Here is a 16,704-nt window from a genome sequence, read left to right on the forward strand (position 1 = left end):
GCTCATCCGACGTGAACTCGTTCCAGCCGAAATAACGGAAGTAACCGTCGTGCTTGGCCGGCTCATAGGCGTCGGCCAGCTCCAGCTTCGCCACGCGCAGCGCGCGGAAATCTTCCGTCGCCTTGGCGGTGAGGCCTTCGAAGATGCCCTTGGCCACCGCCGGCGTGTCCTGGAACAGGCTGTTCACCCACGGGTCGGTGTAGGGGTTGAACGGGAAGGTCGAGGCATAGACGCTCGAACAGCCGGTGGCATTGGCGATCACCATGCCGGATGGGCCGTTGCCGGTCGGGCCGCTCTCGTAATTGTAGAGCCGCTTTTCCAGCGTCTTCAGCGTGGCGTCGATCCGCGCCGCGCGGGCTGCGTCGCCGGCGACCTCCGCCCGCTTGGCGGTGAGCGCGTCGATCAGGCTCTCCAGCTCGCGGGTGTGGTCCTTGCGGCGCTTGTCGTGGATGGCGTGGTTGGTCGAGGTGACCAGCCGGATCGCCGTGACCTCGCCGCAGCCGCGGCAGGCGCCGTGGCCGCCGGTGGTCGCGTAGTAATTGGCGCGATCCAGCATCAGCCGCTTGGTCTCGCCTTCCGGCTTGGTGGCGCTCTCGGTGAAACGCGCCGGGGTGTTCGGGGTGCGGCTGAGGAATTCGAACCGCGCCTGGAGCTGCTCCAGCATCGGCTCGTCCTGCTCGCGATCGACCAGCGCGCCGGGGCCGCAGACGTCGATACATTCGAGGCAGCCCGAGCACTTCCACGGGTCGACGCTCACCGAATACAGACCGCCGGTGCCCGGCTGGCTCTTCTCCATCGCGTCGAAGAACGGCCGCGTCCGCGCCACCGGATACACCGACAGCGCCGCCGACAGCTTGCCGAAATTGCGGTTCAGCGTGGCGTTGTCGACGTTCAGCGCTTCGGCGGCCTGGGCGACTACGTCGGCGAACGGCTTGTCGTCCTTGGCGGCGCGATACACCTCGCGGATCGCCTCGCTCAGCGCCGGCACTTTTTCGCGCAGCGCATCCTGCTGGGCGGGCGCGATGTCGAGCTGCTTGATCGCGGTGCCGAGCAGTTCGTGGATGTCGTGCACCGCGTTGGGGATCGCGGCGTCCGGGCAGACCAGCGCGCATTCCATGCAGCCGGTGCACAGATCGGCGTTGAACTCCGGCACGTTGCGGCGGAACAGGCCCTTGTCCTTGGCGGCGGCGGAGCCGGCCGGCATGAACATGCCCATGCCCGGCAGCACCGGCGCATCTGCGATGGTGCCGTCGCGGAACGGCCCGGCCAGCACGTCGTCGTAGTACTCCGGATCGAGGAAGCCCGACGCCTGCGCCGGCGCCGCGGCGCGGCACATCGAGGCCGAGATCGAGGCGTCGCGCTTGGCCTTCGGCGCCGCCTTGATGGCGTCCTCGCTGAATTCCGGCGCGTCGACATCGACCTTGTGAGTGGCTTCGAGGCCCTCGCGGATCACCGCCATGTTGCCTTCGACGATGTCGCCGCCCTTGGCGCCGAACTTCTTCGAGATCTGCTGGCGGATCTTGTTGAGCATCGCCTCCTGCGAAGCGTCCGCCACCACGCGGTCGACATTGCCGCACACCGCGCCGATGAAGGCGATGCCCATCATGCGGGTCTCGAGTTCGGCGGTCGGGGCGTGGCGCTTGGCCACCGCGAAGGCGTCGATCACGTAGAACTTGATCTTCTTGTCGCGGATGGTCTGGCGCGCCTTGGCGGGCAGATCACGCCACACTTCGAGCGGCGACAGGTTGGTCTGCAGGATGAAGGTGCCGCCCGCGACCAGGCCGCGCAGCGGGTTGGTGTGCACGAACACCTTGTGGTCCGGCGAGATCACGATCTCGACGTCTTCCAGTTCGGCGTTGGTGATCTTCACCGGCTCCGGCGACAGCGTGATGTAGTAGTTGGTCGGCGCGCCGCTCTTCTCCGAGCCGTATTTGGGCGCCGACTTGGAGTGCATGTCGAGCGCGCCGGCGAGGATGTCGGTCAGCAGCTTGCCCGACGCGATGGTGCCGTAGCCGCCGATCGAGTGGAAGCGGATGCGGAACGCGGAGGGCGGCAGCAGGTTCGGGTTCGGCCCGGTTTCCAGCGCCATGTACTGCGTTTCCGGATAGGCCGCCTTCAGCCGCGACTGTAGCGCCTCCATGCGGGGCGACGCGTTCTCGGTGAAAAATCGTGTGCCGAGATACACGAACGGCGCCGAATCCGGCTTCTCCATATTGGCGTAGCAGGCGATCATGTCGCGCGGCTGCAGATCGTGGCCGCCGAGGCCGAAGATCGCGGTGGTGATCTTCGGCAGCTTGTCGAGCGCCGGGATGCCGGCATGACGCACGCCGGCGTCGCCGTTCTCGCGCGCCTTGCATAGCGCCTGCGTCACGAGCTGGGTCAGCGCGGTGACGTCGGAGCGCTCCAGCACGGTGACGGCGGTCTTGCCCTTCAGCGCTTCGACCAGTTCGGCCTCGGGGAACGGCTGCAGCATCTTGATCGACACCACGCCGACCTTCTTGCCCTGCGAGCGCAAATAAGCGGCGACCGCCTCCGCATCGTCGGTGACCGAGCCGAGCCCGACCACGACGTGCTCGGCGTCGTCGCACATGTATGTCATCACCGGCTTGTATTCGCGGCCGGTGAGCGCGGCGTATTCGGCCATCGCTTCGGTGACGAAGCGCGGCACCGAGTTGACGAAGTGAGTACGGTGGTCGACCGCGCCGGCCTGGAAGTCGGGCTGGTTCTGCACGCCGCCGGTCAGGCCCGGATTGTCGATGTCGACCAGCGCCGGCACCAGTTGCCGCGTGCCCTTCTCNGGCGCATTGATCCACTGCCGCTTCCACGGGCCGCGCAGTTCTTCCGGCACGTAGGCGAGCGTCTCGGCGACGATCTTGCCCTCATTGTCGGTCTCGATCGCGTCGGCATTGTCGTCCAGAAACGTTTTCAGCGCCGCCAGATCGGCCGCGACGAAATCGGTGTCGTGCCGCAACAGATATTGCTTGAGCTGAAACACGCGGCCCTTGGCGCCGAACAGCATCTCCTGCGCCACGGTCGGGCACTTGATGCGGCCGGCCGGGTCGCCGAGGAATTCGCGCAGCAGTTCCGGCTCCGGCATCAGCGCTTCGGAGAGCATGTGCGAGGTGGCGAAGCCGTCCATCGCATTGGCGACCGGGATCAGCGAGGTCGCGGCAACCTTATAAGAGATAGCCGCGAGGTCGGCGGCCTCCTGCGGGTTGGAGCCGAACAGAATCGTGTAGCCCGACGACAGCAGCGCATAGACGTCGTCATGGCCGGCCATCACGTTGAGCGAGTGCTTCGACACCACGCGGGCAGCGACCTGCAGCACGAAGCCGCCGACTTTCTTGCCGACGGTGACGTAGTGCGATTCCAGGCCGTACAGGATGCCCTGGGACGACGACGCGTTGGAGATGAACTTGCCGCCGGTCAGCGCCGCGCCGAGCGCGCCGGACTGCGCCGAATGCTCACCCTCCGGCTCGAAGAAGAACGGATGCTTGCCCCAGACGTTGCAGCCGCCCGAGGATCGGAAAGCCTCATAGATTTCGGAGATCTCGGTCGAGGGCGTGATCGGATAGCCGATGACGCCGCCGCAGACATGCCCCATCACCTGCGCCACCGCGCCGTTGCCGTGGATCACTGACGGAATGCCGGGGTATTTTGCGTTCATGGGGATGGTCCGTTCTACTCGTTGTCCGCGGCGAGGCCGCCGCGTTGGCCAGGTCGGAAACAGAGGCCGAGAAAAGCGTGTCCCTGCCGTCGCGCGCTGACGCCGACGGCGGTCTTTCTCGAGCTTCAGAATGAGGGCCTGCGGGCCCGCGCCTGCATCCACGCGCGCTCCGGCCGATGTGTGCAGCGCACTAACACGGCTCGGATACCGCCCATTTGATGCGCATCAAAACGCAAGTTTTGAAGGTCGTTTCAGCAATAAAATTACTGGACTGCAGTTGAAGCCAGCCTGCAGGTGGCGCTCGATACCGCGACGCATTTGCAGCCTTGGTATTGCTTCAAAAGGACAAATTGCCACGCGCGCCACCGTCATATATTCAGCTATATGACGGTAGGGAGCAAAGCGGTCGCTTCTTCTCCTAAAGTTCAGTCCGGGGAGCCGATCGACCATGACTTTCGACTCGCAATGCGATGTGGCGGCGCTGGTCTATGAGCGCGGCGAGGACCCCGACCGGGTGCTTGCCGAGTTCGCCGCCGATCTGGCGCGACGCGGCTTTCGCGCGGTCGGCCTGGTGCAATCCGGGCATCGCGCATCGGATGGTCCGCAACTGGCGGCGCGGCTAGTGCACAGCGGCGAAGAGATGCCGCTTTATCAGGACCTCGGCCCGCTTGCTTCCGGCTGCCGGCTCGATCCCGGCCGGCTGCTCGACGCCGGCGCCCGGGTGGCATGCGCGATGGATCAGGGCGCCGACCTGTTGATCATCAATCGCTTCGGCCAGCAGGAAAGCGAAGGCCGCGGTCTGCTCTATCTGATCGTGCAGGCACTGAGCGCCGACATTCCGCTGGTGATCGCGGTGCCGAGCCATCGCTTCCAGGCCTGGATCACCTTCGCCGAAGGCATGAGCGTGCGGCTTTCGTGCGATCGCCGTGCGCTGGAGCGCTGGTGGGCGGCGCTGCACGGCCGTGGTCCGTCGCGCCAGATCGGCTCTCACGTCAGCGTCTGCGAGGCGCTGAAGTGAGGCGCGATCCGGCGGCAGACTGCAATCGACCCGCAGCGCAGCGGCGCTTAGTCCACCGCGACCAGGACGTCGGACGCCTTGATCAGCGCGGTGGCGGTCTGGCCCTTGGCGAGCTTCAGCTCGTCGACCGATTCATTGGTGATCGAAGCAGTCACGACGGCTCCACCGCCGATGTCAATGCGGACGTGCGAGGTGGTGGCGCCCTTGATGACGTCCACGATGGTGCCCTTGAGCTGATTGCGAGCACTGATTTTCATTGTCGTTCTCCTATTTGCCGATGGTCCCATCCGGGAACAACGGTATATAGTGACGCTATATAACGGCAGGCGAGCCCGTCTTTATGTCTATCGAGGCCACCGTCACCCTTAAGGGGAAGGACATTTCGGGCGTCGGCCGCGATCGCATCCGGCTGCTGCAGGCGGTGGCGCGCGAGGGCTCGATTACCGCCGGCGCCAAGGCGGCGGGGCTGTCCTACAAGGCGGCCTGGGACGCGCTCGACGCCATGACCAATCTGTTCGGCCGCCCGTTGCTGGAAACCCGCACCGGCGGCAAAGCCGGCGGCGGCGCGGCCCTGACCCCGACCGGTGTGCGCGTCATCGAGGCGTTCGGCCGGCTCGAAGCCGAAATGGCCCGGGTGTTCCGCAATCTCGAGCCGGAGCTCGCCGGCAGCGGCATCTCGCCGATCAACCTCGTCTCCGGATTCTTCATGAAGACCAGCGCCCGCAACGCCCTTCGCGGCACCATCACGGCGATCACTTCGGACACGCTGAGCGCCGAAGTCGCCGTAGCCGTGTCGCCCGACACCACGATCTACGCGCTGCTGACCAGCGAAAGTGTTCGCAGCCTCGGCCTAGTGGTCGGCCGCGACGCCGTCGTGCTGATCAAGGCGCCGTTCGTGATGATCTCACCCGGCAGCGAGCCGCCAGCAGTGTCGGCGCGCAACTGCGTGCGCGGCACGGTGCGCCGCGCCGACGTGTCGGGCGTCGGCGCCGAGATCGTGCTCGACATAGGCGGCGACAAGACGCTCGCGGCCTCCATCACTGCGCGTAGCGCAGGGGAGTTGAAACTATCACCCGGCGACGCCGCCTGCGCCGTGTTCGACGCCGCCCACGTCATCATCGCAATCGATTGAGCGCGTGATCCTTATGCACACACATCAGCCCCGTCATTGCGAGCGAAGCGAAGCAATCCAGCTCGGTGCACGGAGCTGGATTGCTTCGTCGCTGCGCTCCTCGCAATGACGACCATCTTGCCTTAACTCACTGGAGACCTGTCGTGAAACGCATCACCACCCTGAAACTCGCTCTGCTCGGCGCGACATTCGCGCTCGGCCTCGGCACCAGCGCCGCCTTCGCCGGCTCGACCAACGTCGCGGTCGCGGCCAATTTCACCGAGCCGGTGAAGGAGATCGCCGCGGCGTTCAAGGCCAAGACCGGCCACGACCTGGTGCTGTCGTTCGGCGCCTCCGGCCAGTTCTACACCCAGATCACCCAGGATGCGCCGTTCGAGGTCTTCCTGTCGGCCGACTCGGCGCGGCCCAAGAAGCTCGAAGGCGAAGGCCTCGGCGTGAAGGGCAGCGTATTTACTTACGCGGTCGGCAAGCTGGTGCTGTGGAGCAAGTCTGCCGGCGTGGTGAAGGGCGAAGAGACGCTCAAGGACGCCAAGATCGCCAAGGTGTCGATCTGCAACCCGGCCGCTGCGCCTTACGGCCAGGCCGCGGTCGAAACCATGCAGTCGTTGAAGCTGTACGACGACGTCAAGCCCCGACTGGTCGAAGGCGCTAACATCACCCAGGCCTATCAGTTCGTGCAGACCGGCAACGCCGAGATCGGCTTCGTTGCGCTGTCGCAGATCATCGCCGACAAGGACGGCTCGCGCTGGGTGGTGCCGCAGAATCTCTACAAGCCGATCACCCAGGACGCGGTGCTGCTGAAGAAGGGCGAAGCCAACGAGGCGGCGAAGGCCTTCATGGCCTTCCTCAAGAGCCCCGAAGCCCGCGCCATCATCGAGAAATACGGCTACGAAGTGCCGCCGGCCAAGGCGAGCTGAGCGACAGCAAATGGGGACGCGCCCCTCACCCACCGTGACGCACCTAAGCTTCGTGCACGGCGCCTCGCTCCCTCTCCCCGCGCGCGGGGAGAGGGGTGGGGTGAGGGGGCGTCTCCGCAAGTCTGAGCCGCTCGATTTCGGGGAGGCGCCCCCTCACCCGCCCACCGGCGCTGCGCGCCGACGGTCGACCTCTCCCCGCACGCGGGGAGAGGTTAGATCGGCGCTTCGCCTTAGTAGCAGCGCACTTCGATGACCAGCCTCCCCCCCGACATCTGGCAGCCGGTGTGGCTCACGATCGAGCTGGCGGTTATCACCACGGTGATCCTGCTGATCGTCGGCACGCCGATCGCCTGGTGGCTGGCGCGCTCCAAAGCGTGGTGGAAGGAAGGCGTCGCCACCGTGGTGGCGATGCCGCTGGTGCTGCCGCCGACGGTGCTGGGTTTCTATCTGCTGGTTCTGATGGGCCCCGACGGTCCCGGTGGCGCGCTGGCTTCGCTGTGGGGCGGCCGCACTGTCGCCTTCACGTTCGGCGGCCTCGTGTTCGGCTCGGTGATCTATTCGATGCCCTTTGTCGTACAGCCGATCCGCAACGCCTTCGCGGCGATCGGCGATCGCCCGCTCGAGGTCGCAGCGACGCTTCGTGCTTCGCCGCTCAAGGCATTCTGGACCGTCGCGGTGCCGCTGGCGCGGCCGGGCTTCCTCGCCGGCGCGGTGCTCGGCTTCGCCCACACGGTCGGTGAGTTCGGCATCGTGCTGATGATCGGCGGCAACATTCCGGGCAGGACCAAGGTGCTGTCGGTGGCGATCTACGACTATGTCGAGACGTCGCAGTGGCGCGAGGCCAACATCCTGGCCGGCGGCATGGCGGTGTTCGCCTTCTTGGTCATTCTCACCATGACGGTGCTGGAGAAGCGCACCGCACGGATCGCCCGATGAGGGCCGTCTCTCCGCGCAGCATTCGCGGTGAATTCCGCGGCAAGCTCGGCAGCTTTGCGGTCGACGTGAATTTCGTTGCGCCGGCGACCGGCATCACCGGGTTGTTCGGCCCGAGCGGCTGCGGCAAGTCGAGCGTGCTGCGCTGCCTCGCCGGGCTGCAGCATCTGCCGGGACGTTGCGAGGTAGATGGCGAGATCTGGCAGGACGGCGCGACGTTCCTCAAGCCGCATCATCGCCCGATCGGCTACGTGTTTCAGGAAGCCAGCCTGTTCGCCCATCTGTCGGTGCAGGATAATCTTTTGTACGGCGCGCCGCACGGCCAGACCGCGTCGACAGCGGAGGCCATCGGCTTCGACGAAGTGATCGAGCTGCTCGGGCTGTCGAAGCTGCTGTCGCGTTCGCCGCGCAATTTGTCGGGCGGCGAACGCCAGCGCGTCGCCATCGGCCGGGCACTGCTGTCCCAGCCCAAATTGCTGCTGATGGACGAGCCACTGTCGGCGCTCGACCGGCTGACCAAGGACGAGATCCTGCCGTTTCTCGAGCGGCTGCATGCCCGGCTGTCGCTGCCGGTGATCTATGTCAGCCACGACATCAGCGAGATCGAGCGGCTGGCCGATCATTTGATCCTGATGCAAGGCGGCCGCGTCCTCGCCGCCGGACCGCTCGGCGAACTGCAGAGCGATCCCAAGCTGCCGCTCGCCACCGCCCGCGACGCCGCCGTCAATCTCGATGCCGTGGTCGAGAGCTACGACGCGACCTATGGCCTTGTCGCCTTGACGATCGGCGGCGGCCGATTGCTTGTGCCGTCACCGCCATCCGAGCCGCGCACGCGGCAGCGCATCCGCATCGCAGCCGGCGATGTCAGCCTCGCCCGCGACGCTCCGCGGGACAGTTCGATCCTCAATGCGCTGCCGGTGCGGATCGTCTCTGCGTCGCCACTCAATGCCAGCGAAATGCTGACCGTGCTGGCGCTGCGCGGCGGCGAGGCACGGCTACTGTCGCGGCTGACCCGCCGTTCGTGGGATCAGCTGCAACTCGCCGAGGGCATCGACCTGTTCGCCCAGATCAAGGGTGTGGCGCTGGCGCCGAGCCGCGGCGATTAGAGCGTTATCGAGCGAAGTGGAGACCGGTTCGCGTGAAGGAAACACATCAAACGAAATCCAGAGTTCCGATTCTGATTCCATCAGAACCGGAAAGGCTCTAGGTCGCCGCACTTTGCTTCTTCAGGCCGGAGATCTCCACGATATCAGCTGGCGATCGCGGTCTAACCTGCCCCTGGCCGAGACGCCGCTCGGCCGGCGCGCAGCGTCTTGGCGTAAGTGAGATACCAGCTCTCCAACAACGGCGACGCGAACGGATCGGCCCAATGCTCGGCTGCCCCACCGAGATGCGCCGCCGCGGCGCGGACGTTGTCACGTCCCCACCAGGCGCGCTGGCATTCGGCGTGACCGGGCGCCATCCGCGGGGTCGCACTCTTCAGCATGGCCGCAATGACGGCCCCGGAATCCAGCGCCTGGCCGCTGCGACCTTGGGCGCCGAGCAGCGACGCGGCGATGCCGGCAATCAGCGCCGCTGCCGAATTGGCGCCGCTACGTTGCCCAACCCGGCCTTGCAGCGCGGCACCGATGATGGCGGCGCCGGGGGCAACCAGGCCCACCTCGCGCAGGCTGGAGTCTCCGCCGCCCTGCAGCCGCCCGCGGGGATCCACCGCGCCCACCGACAGAACATTGACCGCACCGGCCAGGCGCAGCAACGATCCGCAGCCGTCGCGCCCTCCACCGGTGACGATCAGAACGTCACGCGCATTGCATTCGGCCACCACGGCAATGAGTTCAGGTTCCGGCCGTCGCCGCTGCGGGAAAACTCCACCGCTGACCAGGATGACGTCGGCGCCGGCGTCGAGCGAAGCAGTCAGAGCCTGGGCCAATTCGACGTGCGTACAGCCGAGCCCATCATCGCCGAAGATCGGCACGATCAGGCCGCGACACAGCGGGGCGACGCCCTCGACCGAACTGCAGGGCTGGCCGAACAGCAGGCTGGCAATATGGGTGCCTTGCGCAGTGGCATAGCCATCATGGCAACGGAGCGACGCGGCCGTTGTCAGAGGCGCCAGCCGCGCGCCGACAAAACAGTCGTGCATGCGGTCTGTCGGACCATCCAGTACTGCAATGGTGATGGCCGGATCGCCACCGTCGAACGCGAACAGAATGTCGCGCTGAAATTCAGCCCCACTTACCGCCACCACTTCCCCCGCCGGCTTCCAAGCCCGGGTGGACACTCCGTTCCAGATGGGCGCGACGCGTGCCCATGGACCGAACCCCAGCCCCATTACCTCCGCTTCCGAGAATTTTCGTCATGCGGAAACTCAGGCTTGCATTTTCCTTATCAGCAAGGTTTTCGTCTTCTTATCCAGGCGAGTGGGTCGTGATTTCATCGTGATAGTTGCGTGAAAAGTGTTATCCTGCCGCCGTTAGGGGTCTTGGGGAGAAATGGTCGCGAACTCCGCGCGTTTTGCGCTCAACCTGTTGGGACCTTTCGGGCTCTCGACACCGGACGGCGCACGCGTCGAAATTACCTCCAAGAAAGGAACCGCCGTCGTCGCCATGCTGGCGATGTCGCGCGACGGCGAACGGACTCGCGGTTGGCTGCAAAGCCGGCTGTGGGGCAGCCGCGGCCATGTCGAAGCTGCAGGCAGCTTGCGTCGTGAGCTGTCGAATCTCAGAAAGCTTCTCAATTTTGGGCCTCAGCCGCTGCTGACCAGCGACCGTGACCGCGTGCGTCTGCGGCTCGAGCTGGTCGACGTCGACGCCCTCAACCTGCCGCCCGACATCGCATTGCCCGGCGAGTTTCTCGAAGGGCTCGACATTGCCGGTGAGCAGGGTTTTCGCGACTGGCTGCGCGAGCAGCGCGCCGCCCTGCAGCGCCATTCAGGCCCTGCCGCGGCGCCGAGTACCGGCGGCGTGCTACCTCACCACGTCATCGACGTCTCGCAACCGCCCGCCGGGTTCGGCGGCAATTCCGCCATTGCGGTGCTGCCGTTCGCCAACATCACGGGCGACGAAACGCTGGATTATCTCTCCGAGGGTATCAGCGAGGAGCTGATCTTCGGCCTGTCGCGCATTCGCTGGTTGCCGGTGATCGCCCGCAGCTCCAGCTTCTCGTTCGCCGACACGCTCGACCGCAAACTGATCGGCCAGCAGCTCGGTGCCCGCTATCTGGTCGAGGGCCACCTGTTTCGCGCCCGCCCGTCGCTCGGTGTCACGGCGACGCTATCCGAGGCGCAGAGCGGCTACGCGCTGTGGTCGCGCCGTTTCATGCTGCCGTCGGCAGGCTCGGGTGACGAACTCGAACAATTCGTCATCGAGCTGGTGGCGCAGCTCGAGAGCCGCATCGAGCACGCCCAGCAGATCCGCATCCGCGGCAAGCGCCAGGATCATCTCGGCGTCAGCGACCTGATCTGGCGCGGCCGCTGGCATCTGAACCGGCTGACGCGCGCCGATTCCGAAATGGCCCAGAAGCTGTTCGCCGAAGCCTTGGCGCTCGATCCGAATTCCGCCGAGGCCCTGATCCAGTCGACCTCGGCGCTGGCCTGGTCGATCTGGGCTGGTCGGCAGCCGCAGGATCACATCCTGCGCATGCGCAAGCTCGCCCAGCAGGCGATGCACGCGGACCCGGATGACGGCCGCGGCTTCATGCTGGCAGGCATCGCCGAGATGTGGCTGCGCCATCCGCTCGAAGCCAAGACGTTGCTGCAGCAGGCGATCGAGCTCAATCCGTCGCTGGCGCTGGCGCACGCCCAGCTCGGCGGCAGCTTCAATCTCGCCGGCGAACCCGAGAAAGCGATCGCGCACCTGAAGGCCGCGATGCGGCTCAGCTCGAACGATCCCAACATCTTTTACACGCTGGGCGAAATGGCGCTGGCCTATACGATGCTGCGGCGATGGGACGAGGCTGTCGAGCACGCCAAGCTTTCGCTCGCTCGCCGCCCCGCTTATTGGTACGCCCACGTCATCAAGATCAACGCGTTGACGCGCAGCGATCAGCCCGCAGCGGCGCGCGTCGCACTCGACGAATTGCTCGCCGTCAAGCCGAATTTTTCCAAGCGCTTTATCGATTGGCTGCCGTTTATCGACCGAACATGGATTGACCATTTCGTCGAAGGCTTGAAAATGGTCCCGGGTCGCCAGTCCGATTGGCTGGAGCGCGACAGCCAGACGAGCCCCGCGCAATTTCTGCCGAACTGATTGGCGTCTTTGATTTTTTAGGAATGCTTTTGCTGAGGTGACCGATGTTCACGCTCAAGTACTACGACGTTATCAAGAAATCCCAGGCCGACACCGCTTCCCACCCCGCTCCGCTCGTTCCCTTCGACCTCGACGCCCTCGGCGCCGATAGCACGTTGAAGCGATGGACGACGTCGGCGTTTGCGGCGCTGATGCGCGGTGCGCTCTATGTGTTTCGTGAATGGTGGCCGAACCCGCAATTCGGCCGTCTCGTCATCGTCACTCGCGAAAGCGACGTTCGCGAAGTTCTGGCGCAGCCCGACTTGTTCGAAGTGCCGTACGGGCTGGAGATGACAGAGCTCGCCGGAGGCACCAACTTCGTGCTCGGTCAGGAAGGTCCCGAGCACGATCGCCAGAACGCCATCATCCGCTCGGTGATGCGGCCCGACGATATCGATCGCATCCGCGAACTGGCGGCACACTACGCCAAGATCCTGATCGCCGGATCGGGCGGCCGCATCGACGTCATGAAGGATCTGCTCACCCGCGTCGCCACCGAGACCTGCTGCGATTACTTCGGCCTGAGGCCCGACGATCCCGACGCCTTCGCCGAATGGGCGATGTCGATCTCGGCGCTTTTGTTCGCCGATCCGTTCGGTAACGATGCGACGCGCCAGCTGGCGCTCAACGGCTCGGCACAAATTCGCACCGTCGTCGACCGCGCCATCGCGCGGGCCGAAGCCGAGCCGGAAACCGACACGTTGGTCGGCCGCCTCGCCCAGCAAATGCGCGACGGCGCCGTCACCCGCGGTGAGATCCGCGCCATCCTGGTCGGACTGATCACCGGCTTCATTCCCACCAACACGCTGGCTGCCGGCAAGATGCTGGACGAGCTGCTGTCGCGCAAACAGGCGTGGCGGGACGCCATCGAGTGCGCGACCCGAGGCGACATGCCGGGCCTCGAAGCCATCCTGCTCGAAGCTGCACGTCTCAACCCGGCGCTGGCGCCCGGCCAGTGGCGTTACGCCAGGAAGGACGGCGTCATCGCCCACAACACACCGCGGCAGCGCAAGGTGCGTGCCGGCTCGGTGCTGATGGTGGCAACGATGTCGGCGCTGAGCGACAAGCGCGCCTTCGTCTCGCCTGGTGAGTTTCGCGCCGACCGGCCGGTGCAGCCGGAACTGCTGTTCGGCGACGGCACCCATGTGTGTCTCGGCAGATGGGTAGCGACCGCTCAGATCGCCGAAACCTTCCGCGTGCTGTTGTCGCAGCCGAGTCTGCGCGCCGCTGCGGACAAATGGGGCAAATCGATCGGCTGGGTCGGGCCGTTCCCGCGTCGCTTCGACATGGAGTTCGAGCCGCAGACCGCCCCGGCGACTCAGAATATGATCGTCGTCTGCGCGCCGATCGCGGCGGACGCCGACCTCGACGCGCTACGCGCGCAGATCAGCGCGCTCGGCAATCCGGCGCGGCCCGACATGGTGGCGGCGCTGCAATCGACCGGCATCATTCATTTCGCCTCGATGACGCTGATCGATACCGGCGAGCCCGGTGCACCGGCGCCGCATCTGTTGCTCGAGCTCAATGCCGACGGCGCCGTCGACGCGGCGCTGCGCAGCGTCGCCGGCGCCACCGAGCCGATGCTGGCGCCGATCTTCGCCGCGGTCCAAGACGGCGCCGGCAAGCCGCTGCTGCAGCTGCTACGCGACTACACACTCGATCTGCAGACCCGGCCGTGGGGCGCGATCGGCCTCAACTTCAACGGCACGCCGGAATTCGCCGTCGGCGACATCGTGCGCCAGCGCGAGCTGACGCAGTTCGCCTCGGACGCGCTGCAGGACTATCTGGAGAACCACGCCAGCCTCGGCGGCCGAGCGATGCTGGCGCTGGACTATGTCCGCAAGCTGATCCGGCAGGATCCGGAGCTGAAGCGCATCATCGACGCCGCGCAGGACGGGCCGCGCAAGCAGCGGCTGCAGGCGCTGTTCGCCCGCGGCGCGGCCTATACCGAGTATCTGATCCGGCCGAGCCGGCGACGTCTGATGATCTCCGACTATGTCGAGCGCTCCGGCACGGAATCGCTGATCGCGCTGGCGACGTCGCCGACCTTCCTGACGATCTGGACCATCAGCGGCGCGCTGGTGCTGATCGCCGCGCAGGCGATCTACTTCGCCATCGAGCCGTTCTCGGACGCGGTCTATAGCGGCCGGCTGGCGCTCGCAGTGATCGGCGGGATTCTGCTGGTTGCGCTCAAGCTCGCCGTACTGATCGCGCTGTTCCTCGGCGTGCTGCGTTACTACGAGAACAAGGACGTCCCCGACGACAGCGATCCCGACCTGGACAAGGTCCGGCAGATCGCCGCCAGCGAGAACCATCCGGGTTTCGTGCAGAACCACATCACGGCCGTGACGGCGCTGAAGCCCGGCTGGTTTCGCAAGCTGACGCTGGCGTTGTCGCTGTGGGGCATCAAGGAGCTGGTGACCTACTGGTATCGCCCCGGCTTCGTGCTCAACATGGGCACGATCCACAAGGCGAAGTGGTTCCGCCCGCCCGGCACCGACAAGCTGATCTTCCTCGCCAACTACGACGGCAGCTGGGAGAGCTATCTCGAAGACTTCGTCATGAAGGCCCATGCCGGCCAATCGGCGGCGTGGAGCAACGGCGTCGGCTTTCCGCGCACGCGCTTCCTCATTTACGACGGCGCTCAGGACGGCGACCGGTTCAAACGCTGGGTGCGGCGTCAGCAGGTGCCGACGCAGTTCTGGTACAACCGCTATCCGAAGCTGACCACCGACGAGATCCGCCGCAACGCGATGATTCACGACGGTCTGGTCCGTGCCACGACCGATACGGCGGCGCGCGCCTGGCTCGACTGCTTCGGCTCGATGACCCGGCCGGTCGATTCGATCGAAACCACCGAGGTGCAGTCGCTGGTGTTCCGCGCCATGGGCCACCTGCCCTACACCGCGACCGCGCTGATCCGCCTGCCGGCGGACGCCGCCGCGCGCAAAGCATGGCTCGCCGCGATGATGCCGGACCCTGCTCTGCTACACGACGCAGCGGCGAGCGCCCGGCGCGCGGCGCTCGGGCCGATCAGTTTCGGCGATCATCCGCATGTCGGCGGCGACAAGCCGCAAAACGTCGCGACCTTTGTGGCGTTCTCGGCCTCAGGGCTCGGCAAGCTCGGCCTGTCGCAGCCCGGCGGCCGAGACGGGCTGACGACCTTTCCGGCCGCCTTCAACATCGGCATGGCGCAGCGCGCCAACATCCTGCGCGATTTCGGCGAGTCGCGGCCGGAGCGCTGGGATTGGGTCGACGCCGCGCTCGATGATGCGAACGACGTCCCGGCCGTCGACGCCGCGCTGTTCCTGTACGGCCGCAGCCGCGACGTCTGCCGCGCCGCGCTGGACCAACACGCCGAGCTGCTCGGCGGCCGCGAGGCGCTGCTCTACGTGGTCGAAACCGAACCGGTCACCGTCGAGGTCGACGGCGAAACCAAGACGTCGCTCGACTACGAACATTTCGGTTTCGTCGACGGCATCTCGCAGCCGGTGATCAAGGGCACGCAGCGCCACTCCAAGGGCGCGCTGGCGCGCGACATCGTCGAGCCGGGCGAGTTCCTTCTCGGCTATCGCAACAACCAGGGCTACTACCCGCCGAGCCCGCTGGTCGACGCGGCGTCCGATCCGGCCAATCATCTGCCGATCCTGGCGGATGAATTTCCGACGCGGTATCCGAACTTCCACTCCGACGCGCCGGCGAGGCCGGTGCGCGACTTCGGCCGTAACGGCAGCTTCATGGCGATCCGCCAGTTCGTCCAGGACGTCGATGGCTTCCGCGCCTTCACCGAAGCCAAGGCGCAGGAGCTGTCAGCGTACCGCGACCTCGATGCGGTCATCGGCGAGAAGCCGTCGGCCGAATGGGTCGCCGCCAAGCTGATGGGACGCTGGCGCAGCGGCGTGCCGCTGATCGATCAGCCCAACTCGGCGAGCTACAACAAGCGCCGCAAGACGTCGCACAACGATTCCAAACAGGCTTACGACCGCGACAACGACTTCTCCTACGGCGAGGACGATCCGCAGGGGCTGCGCTGTCCGTTCGGCGCTCATATCCGCCGCGCCAATCCGCGCGACAGCCTGCAGCCCGGCGATCCGAGCCAGCAGCAGATCACCGCGCGGCATCGCCTGCTACGCCGCGGACGCTCGTTCGTCCGCGACGAGGACGGCACGTCCGAGAAGGGTTTGCTGTTCGTCGCGGTTTGCGCCGATGTCGAGCGGCAGTTCGAACTGGTGCAGCAGAGCTGGGTGTCGCTGCCTTCGTTCCACACGCTGACCGACGAGCCCGATCCGATCGTCTCGACCGCCACCGGCGAACCCGACGAACACCGCGTCTTCACCATCCCCACCGCCGCAGGCCCGGTGACGCTGCGCGGCATGCAGAGCTTCGTGACACTGAAAGGCGGCGGCTACTTCTTCATGCCGAGCCGTTCGGCGATTCAGTATCTGATTGATTTGTAACGCAGAGAGCAGGGTCGACAGTCACCCTGACTGCATGTGGCTCAGAGCGTCGCCACCCAACGCCGTCATGCGCGGGCTTGACCCGCGCATCCATCGCGCGCGAAGCGCTTAGCAACGTAAGCTTTTCCAAGAAGATGGATTGCCGGGTCAAGCCCGGCAATGACAGCTAAGTAAGGAGGGAAGACACCAAGGCTGCGTGATGGTCGATGCGCCCGTTCTTCTCTGTCTCAGATCGCCTCAGCCACCTGCTCGAGCCCCATGGCGCGGGCGAAGTTGCGGACTTCCTGCTTCTGG

At 66.0% G+C, this 16,704-nt stretch carries 11 protein-coding genes; 7 read left to right on the forward strand and 4 right to left on the reverse strand.

Annotated elements, in window-relative coordinates:
• Together I5M_RS20070 and I5M_RS32390 are read right to left on the reverse strand one after the other, a co-directional pair.
• On the reverse strand, positions 1 to 3,667 hold a 3,667-nt coding region (locus I5M_RS20070; protein WP_022723025.1), incomplete at its 3' end, for a 2-oxoacid:acceptor oxidoreductase family protein.
• Between the two features lie 225 nt (positions 3,668 to 3,892).
• On the reverse strand, positions 3,893 to 4,117 hold the full coding sequence (locus I5M_RS32390; RefSeq protein WP_148287926.1) for a hypothetical protein: 225 nt from the start codon (positions 4,115 to 4,117) through the stop codon (positions 3,893 to 3,895).
• Between I5M_RS32390 and I5M_RS20075 the strand changes: the two genes are divergently transcribed.
• Positions 4,116 to 4,685, forward strand: coding sequence for a DUF2478 domain-containing protein (locus tag I5M_RS20075; RefSeq protein ID WP_022723026.1), 570 nt, complete (start codon positions 4,116 to 4,118; stop codon positions 4,683 to 4,685). The two genes, I5M_RS32390 and I5M_RS20075, sit on opposite strands and share 2 nt — an antisense overlap.
• Positions 4,686 to 4,732: 47 nt before the next feature.
• Here I5M_RS20075 and I5M_RS20080 read toward each other — a convergent pair whose 3' ends face one another.
• Complete coding sequence (locus I5M_RS20080; protein ID WP_022723027.1) at positions 4,733 to 4,942, reverse strand: molybdopterin-binding protein; 210 nt, start codon at positions 4,940 to 4,942, stop codon at positions 4,733 to 4,735.
• An 83-nt stretch (positions 4,943 to 5,025) separates the two neighbouring features.
• Between I5M_RS20080 and I5M_RS20085 the strand changes: the two genes are divergently transcribed.
• The 4 genes from I5M_RS20085 to modC all read left to right on the forward strand — a co-directional run bounded on the left by I5M_RS20085 (position 5,026) and on the right by modC (position 8,773).
• The gene (locus I5M_RS20085; protein ID WP_022723028.1) at positions 5,026 to 5,817 is read left to right on the forward strand and encodes a TOBE domain-containing protein; all 792 of its coding nucleotides are present in this window, start codon (positions 5,026 to 5,028) and stop codon (positions 5,815 to 5,817) included.
• Positions 5,818 to 5,960: 143 nt separating this feature from the next.
• Positions 5,961 to 6,734 (forward strand): molybdate ABC transporter substrate-binding protein, encoded by a 774-nt coding sequence (modA, locus tag I5M_RS20090; protein WP_022723029.1) that lies wholly within the window; start codon positions 5,961 to 5,963, stop codon positions 6,732 to 6,734.
• A gap of 249 nt (positions 6,735 to 6,983) precedes the next feature.
• Complete coding sequence (modB, locus tag I5M_RS20095) at positions 6,984 to 7,670, forward strand: molybdate ABC transporter permease subunit (protein WP_022723030.1); 687 nt, start codon at positions 6,984 to 6,986, stop codon at positions 7,668 to 7,670.
• The gene (gene modC, locus I5M_RS20100) at positions 7,667 to 8,773 is read left to right on the forward strand and encodes a molybdenum ABC transporter ATP-binding protein (protein WP_022723031.1); all 1,107 of its coding nucleotides are present in this window, start codon (positions 7,667 to 7,669) and stop codon (positions 8,771 to 8,773) included. Before modB ends, modC begins: the two co-directional genes overlap by 4 nt.
• Positions 8,774 to 8,934: 161 nt before the next feature.
• Here modC and I5M_RS20105 read toward each other — a convergent pair whose 3' ends face one another.
• A complete protein-coding gene (locus I5M_RS20105) occupies positions 8,935 to 9,948 on the reverse strand; it encodes a S8 family serine peptidase (protein WP_244432058.1) in 1,014 nt (337 codons plus the stop codon).
• 211 nt (positions 9,949 to 10,159) lie between these two features.
• Between I5M_RS20105 and I5M_RS20110 the strand changes: the two genes are divergently transcribed.
• Entirely contained in the window at positions 10,160 to 11,914 is a 1,755-nt protein-coding gene (locus I5M_RS20110; RefSeq protein ID WP_022723033.1) for a hypothetical protein, read from the forward strand.
• A gap of 44 nt (positions 11,915 to 11,958) precedes the next feature.
• A complete protein-coding gene (locus tag I5M_RS20115) occupies positions 11,959 to 16,410 on the forward strand; it encodes a cytochrome P450 (RefSeq protein WP_022723034.1) in 4,452 nt (1,483 codons plus the stop codon).
• Positions 16,411 to 16,704: the final 294 nt, after the last annotated feature.

The organism is Rhodopseudomonas sp. B29, from assembly GCF_000333455.1.
Lineage (GTDB): Bacteria > Pseudomonadota > Alphaproteobacteria > Rhizobiales > Xanthobacteraceae > Rhodopseudomonas.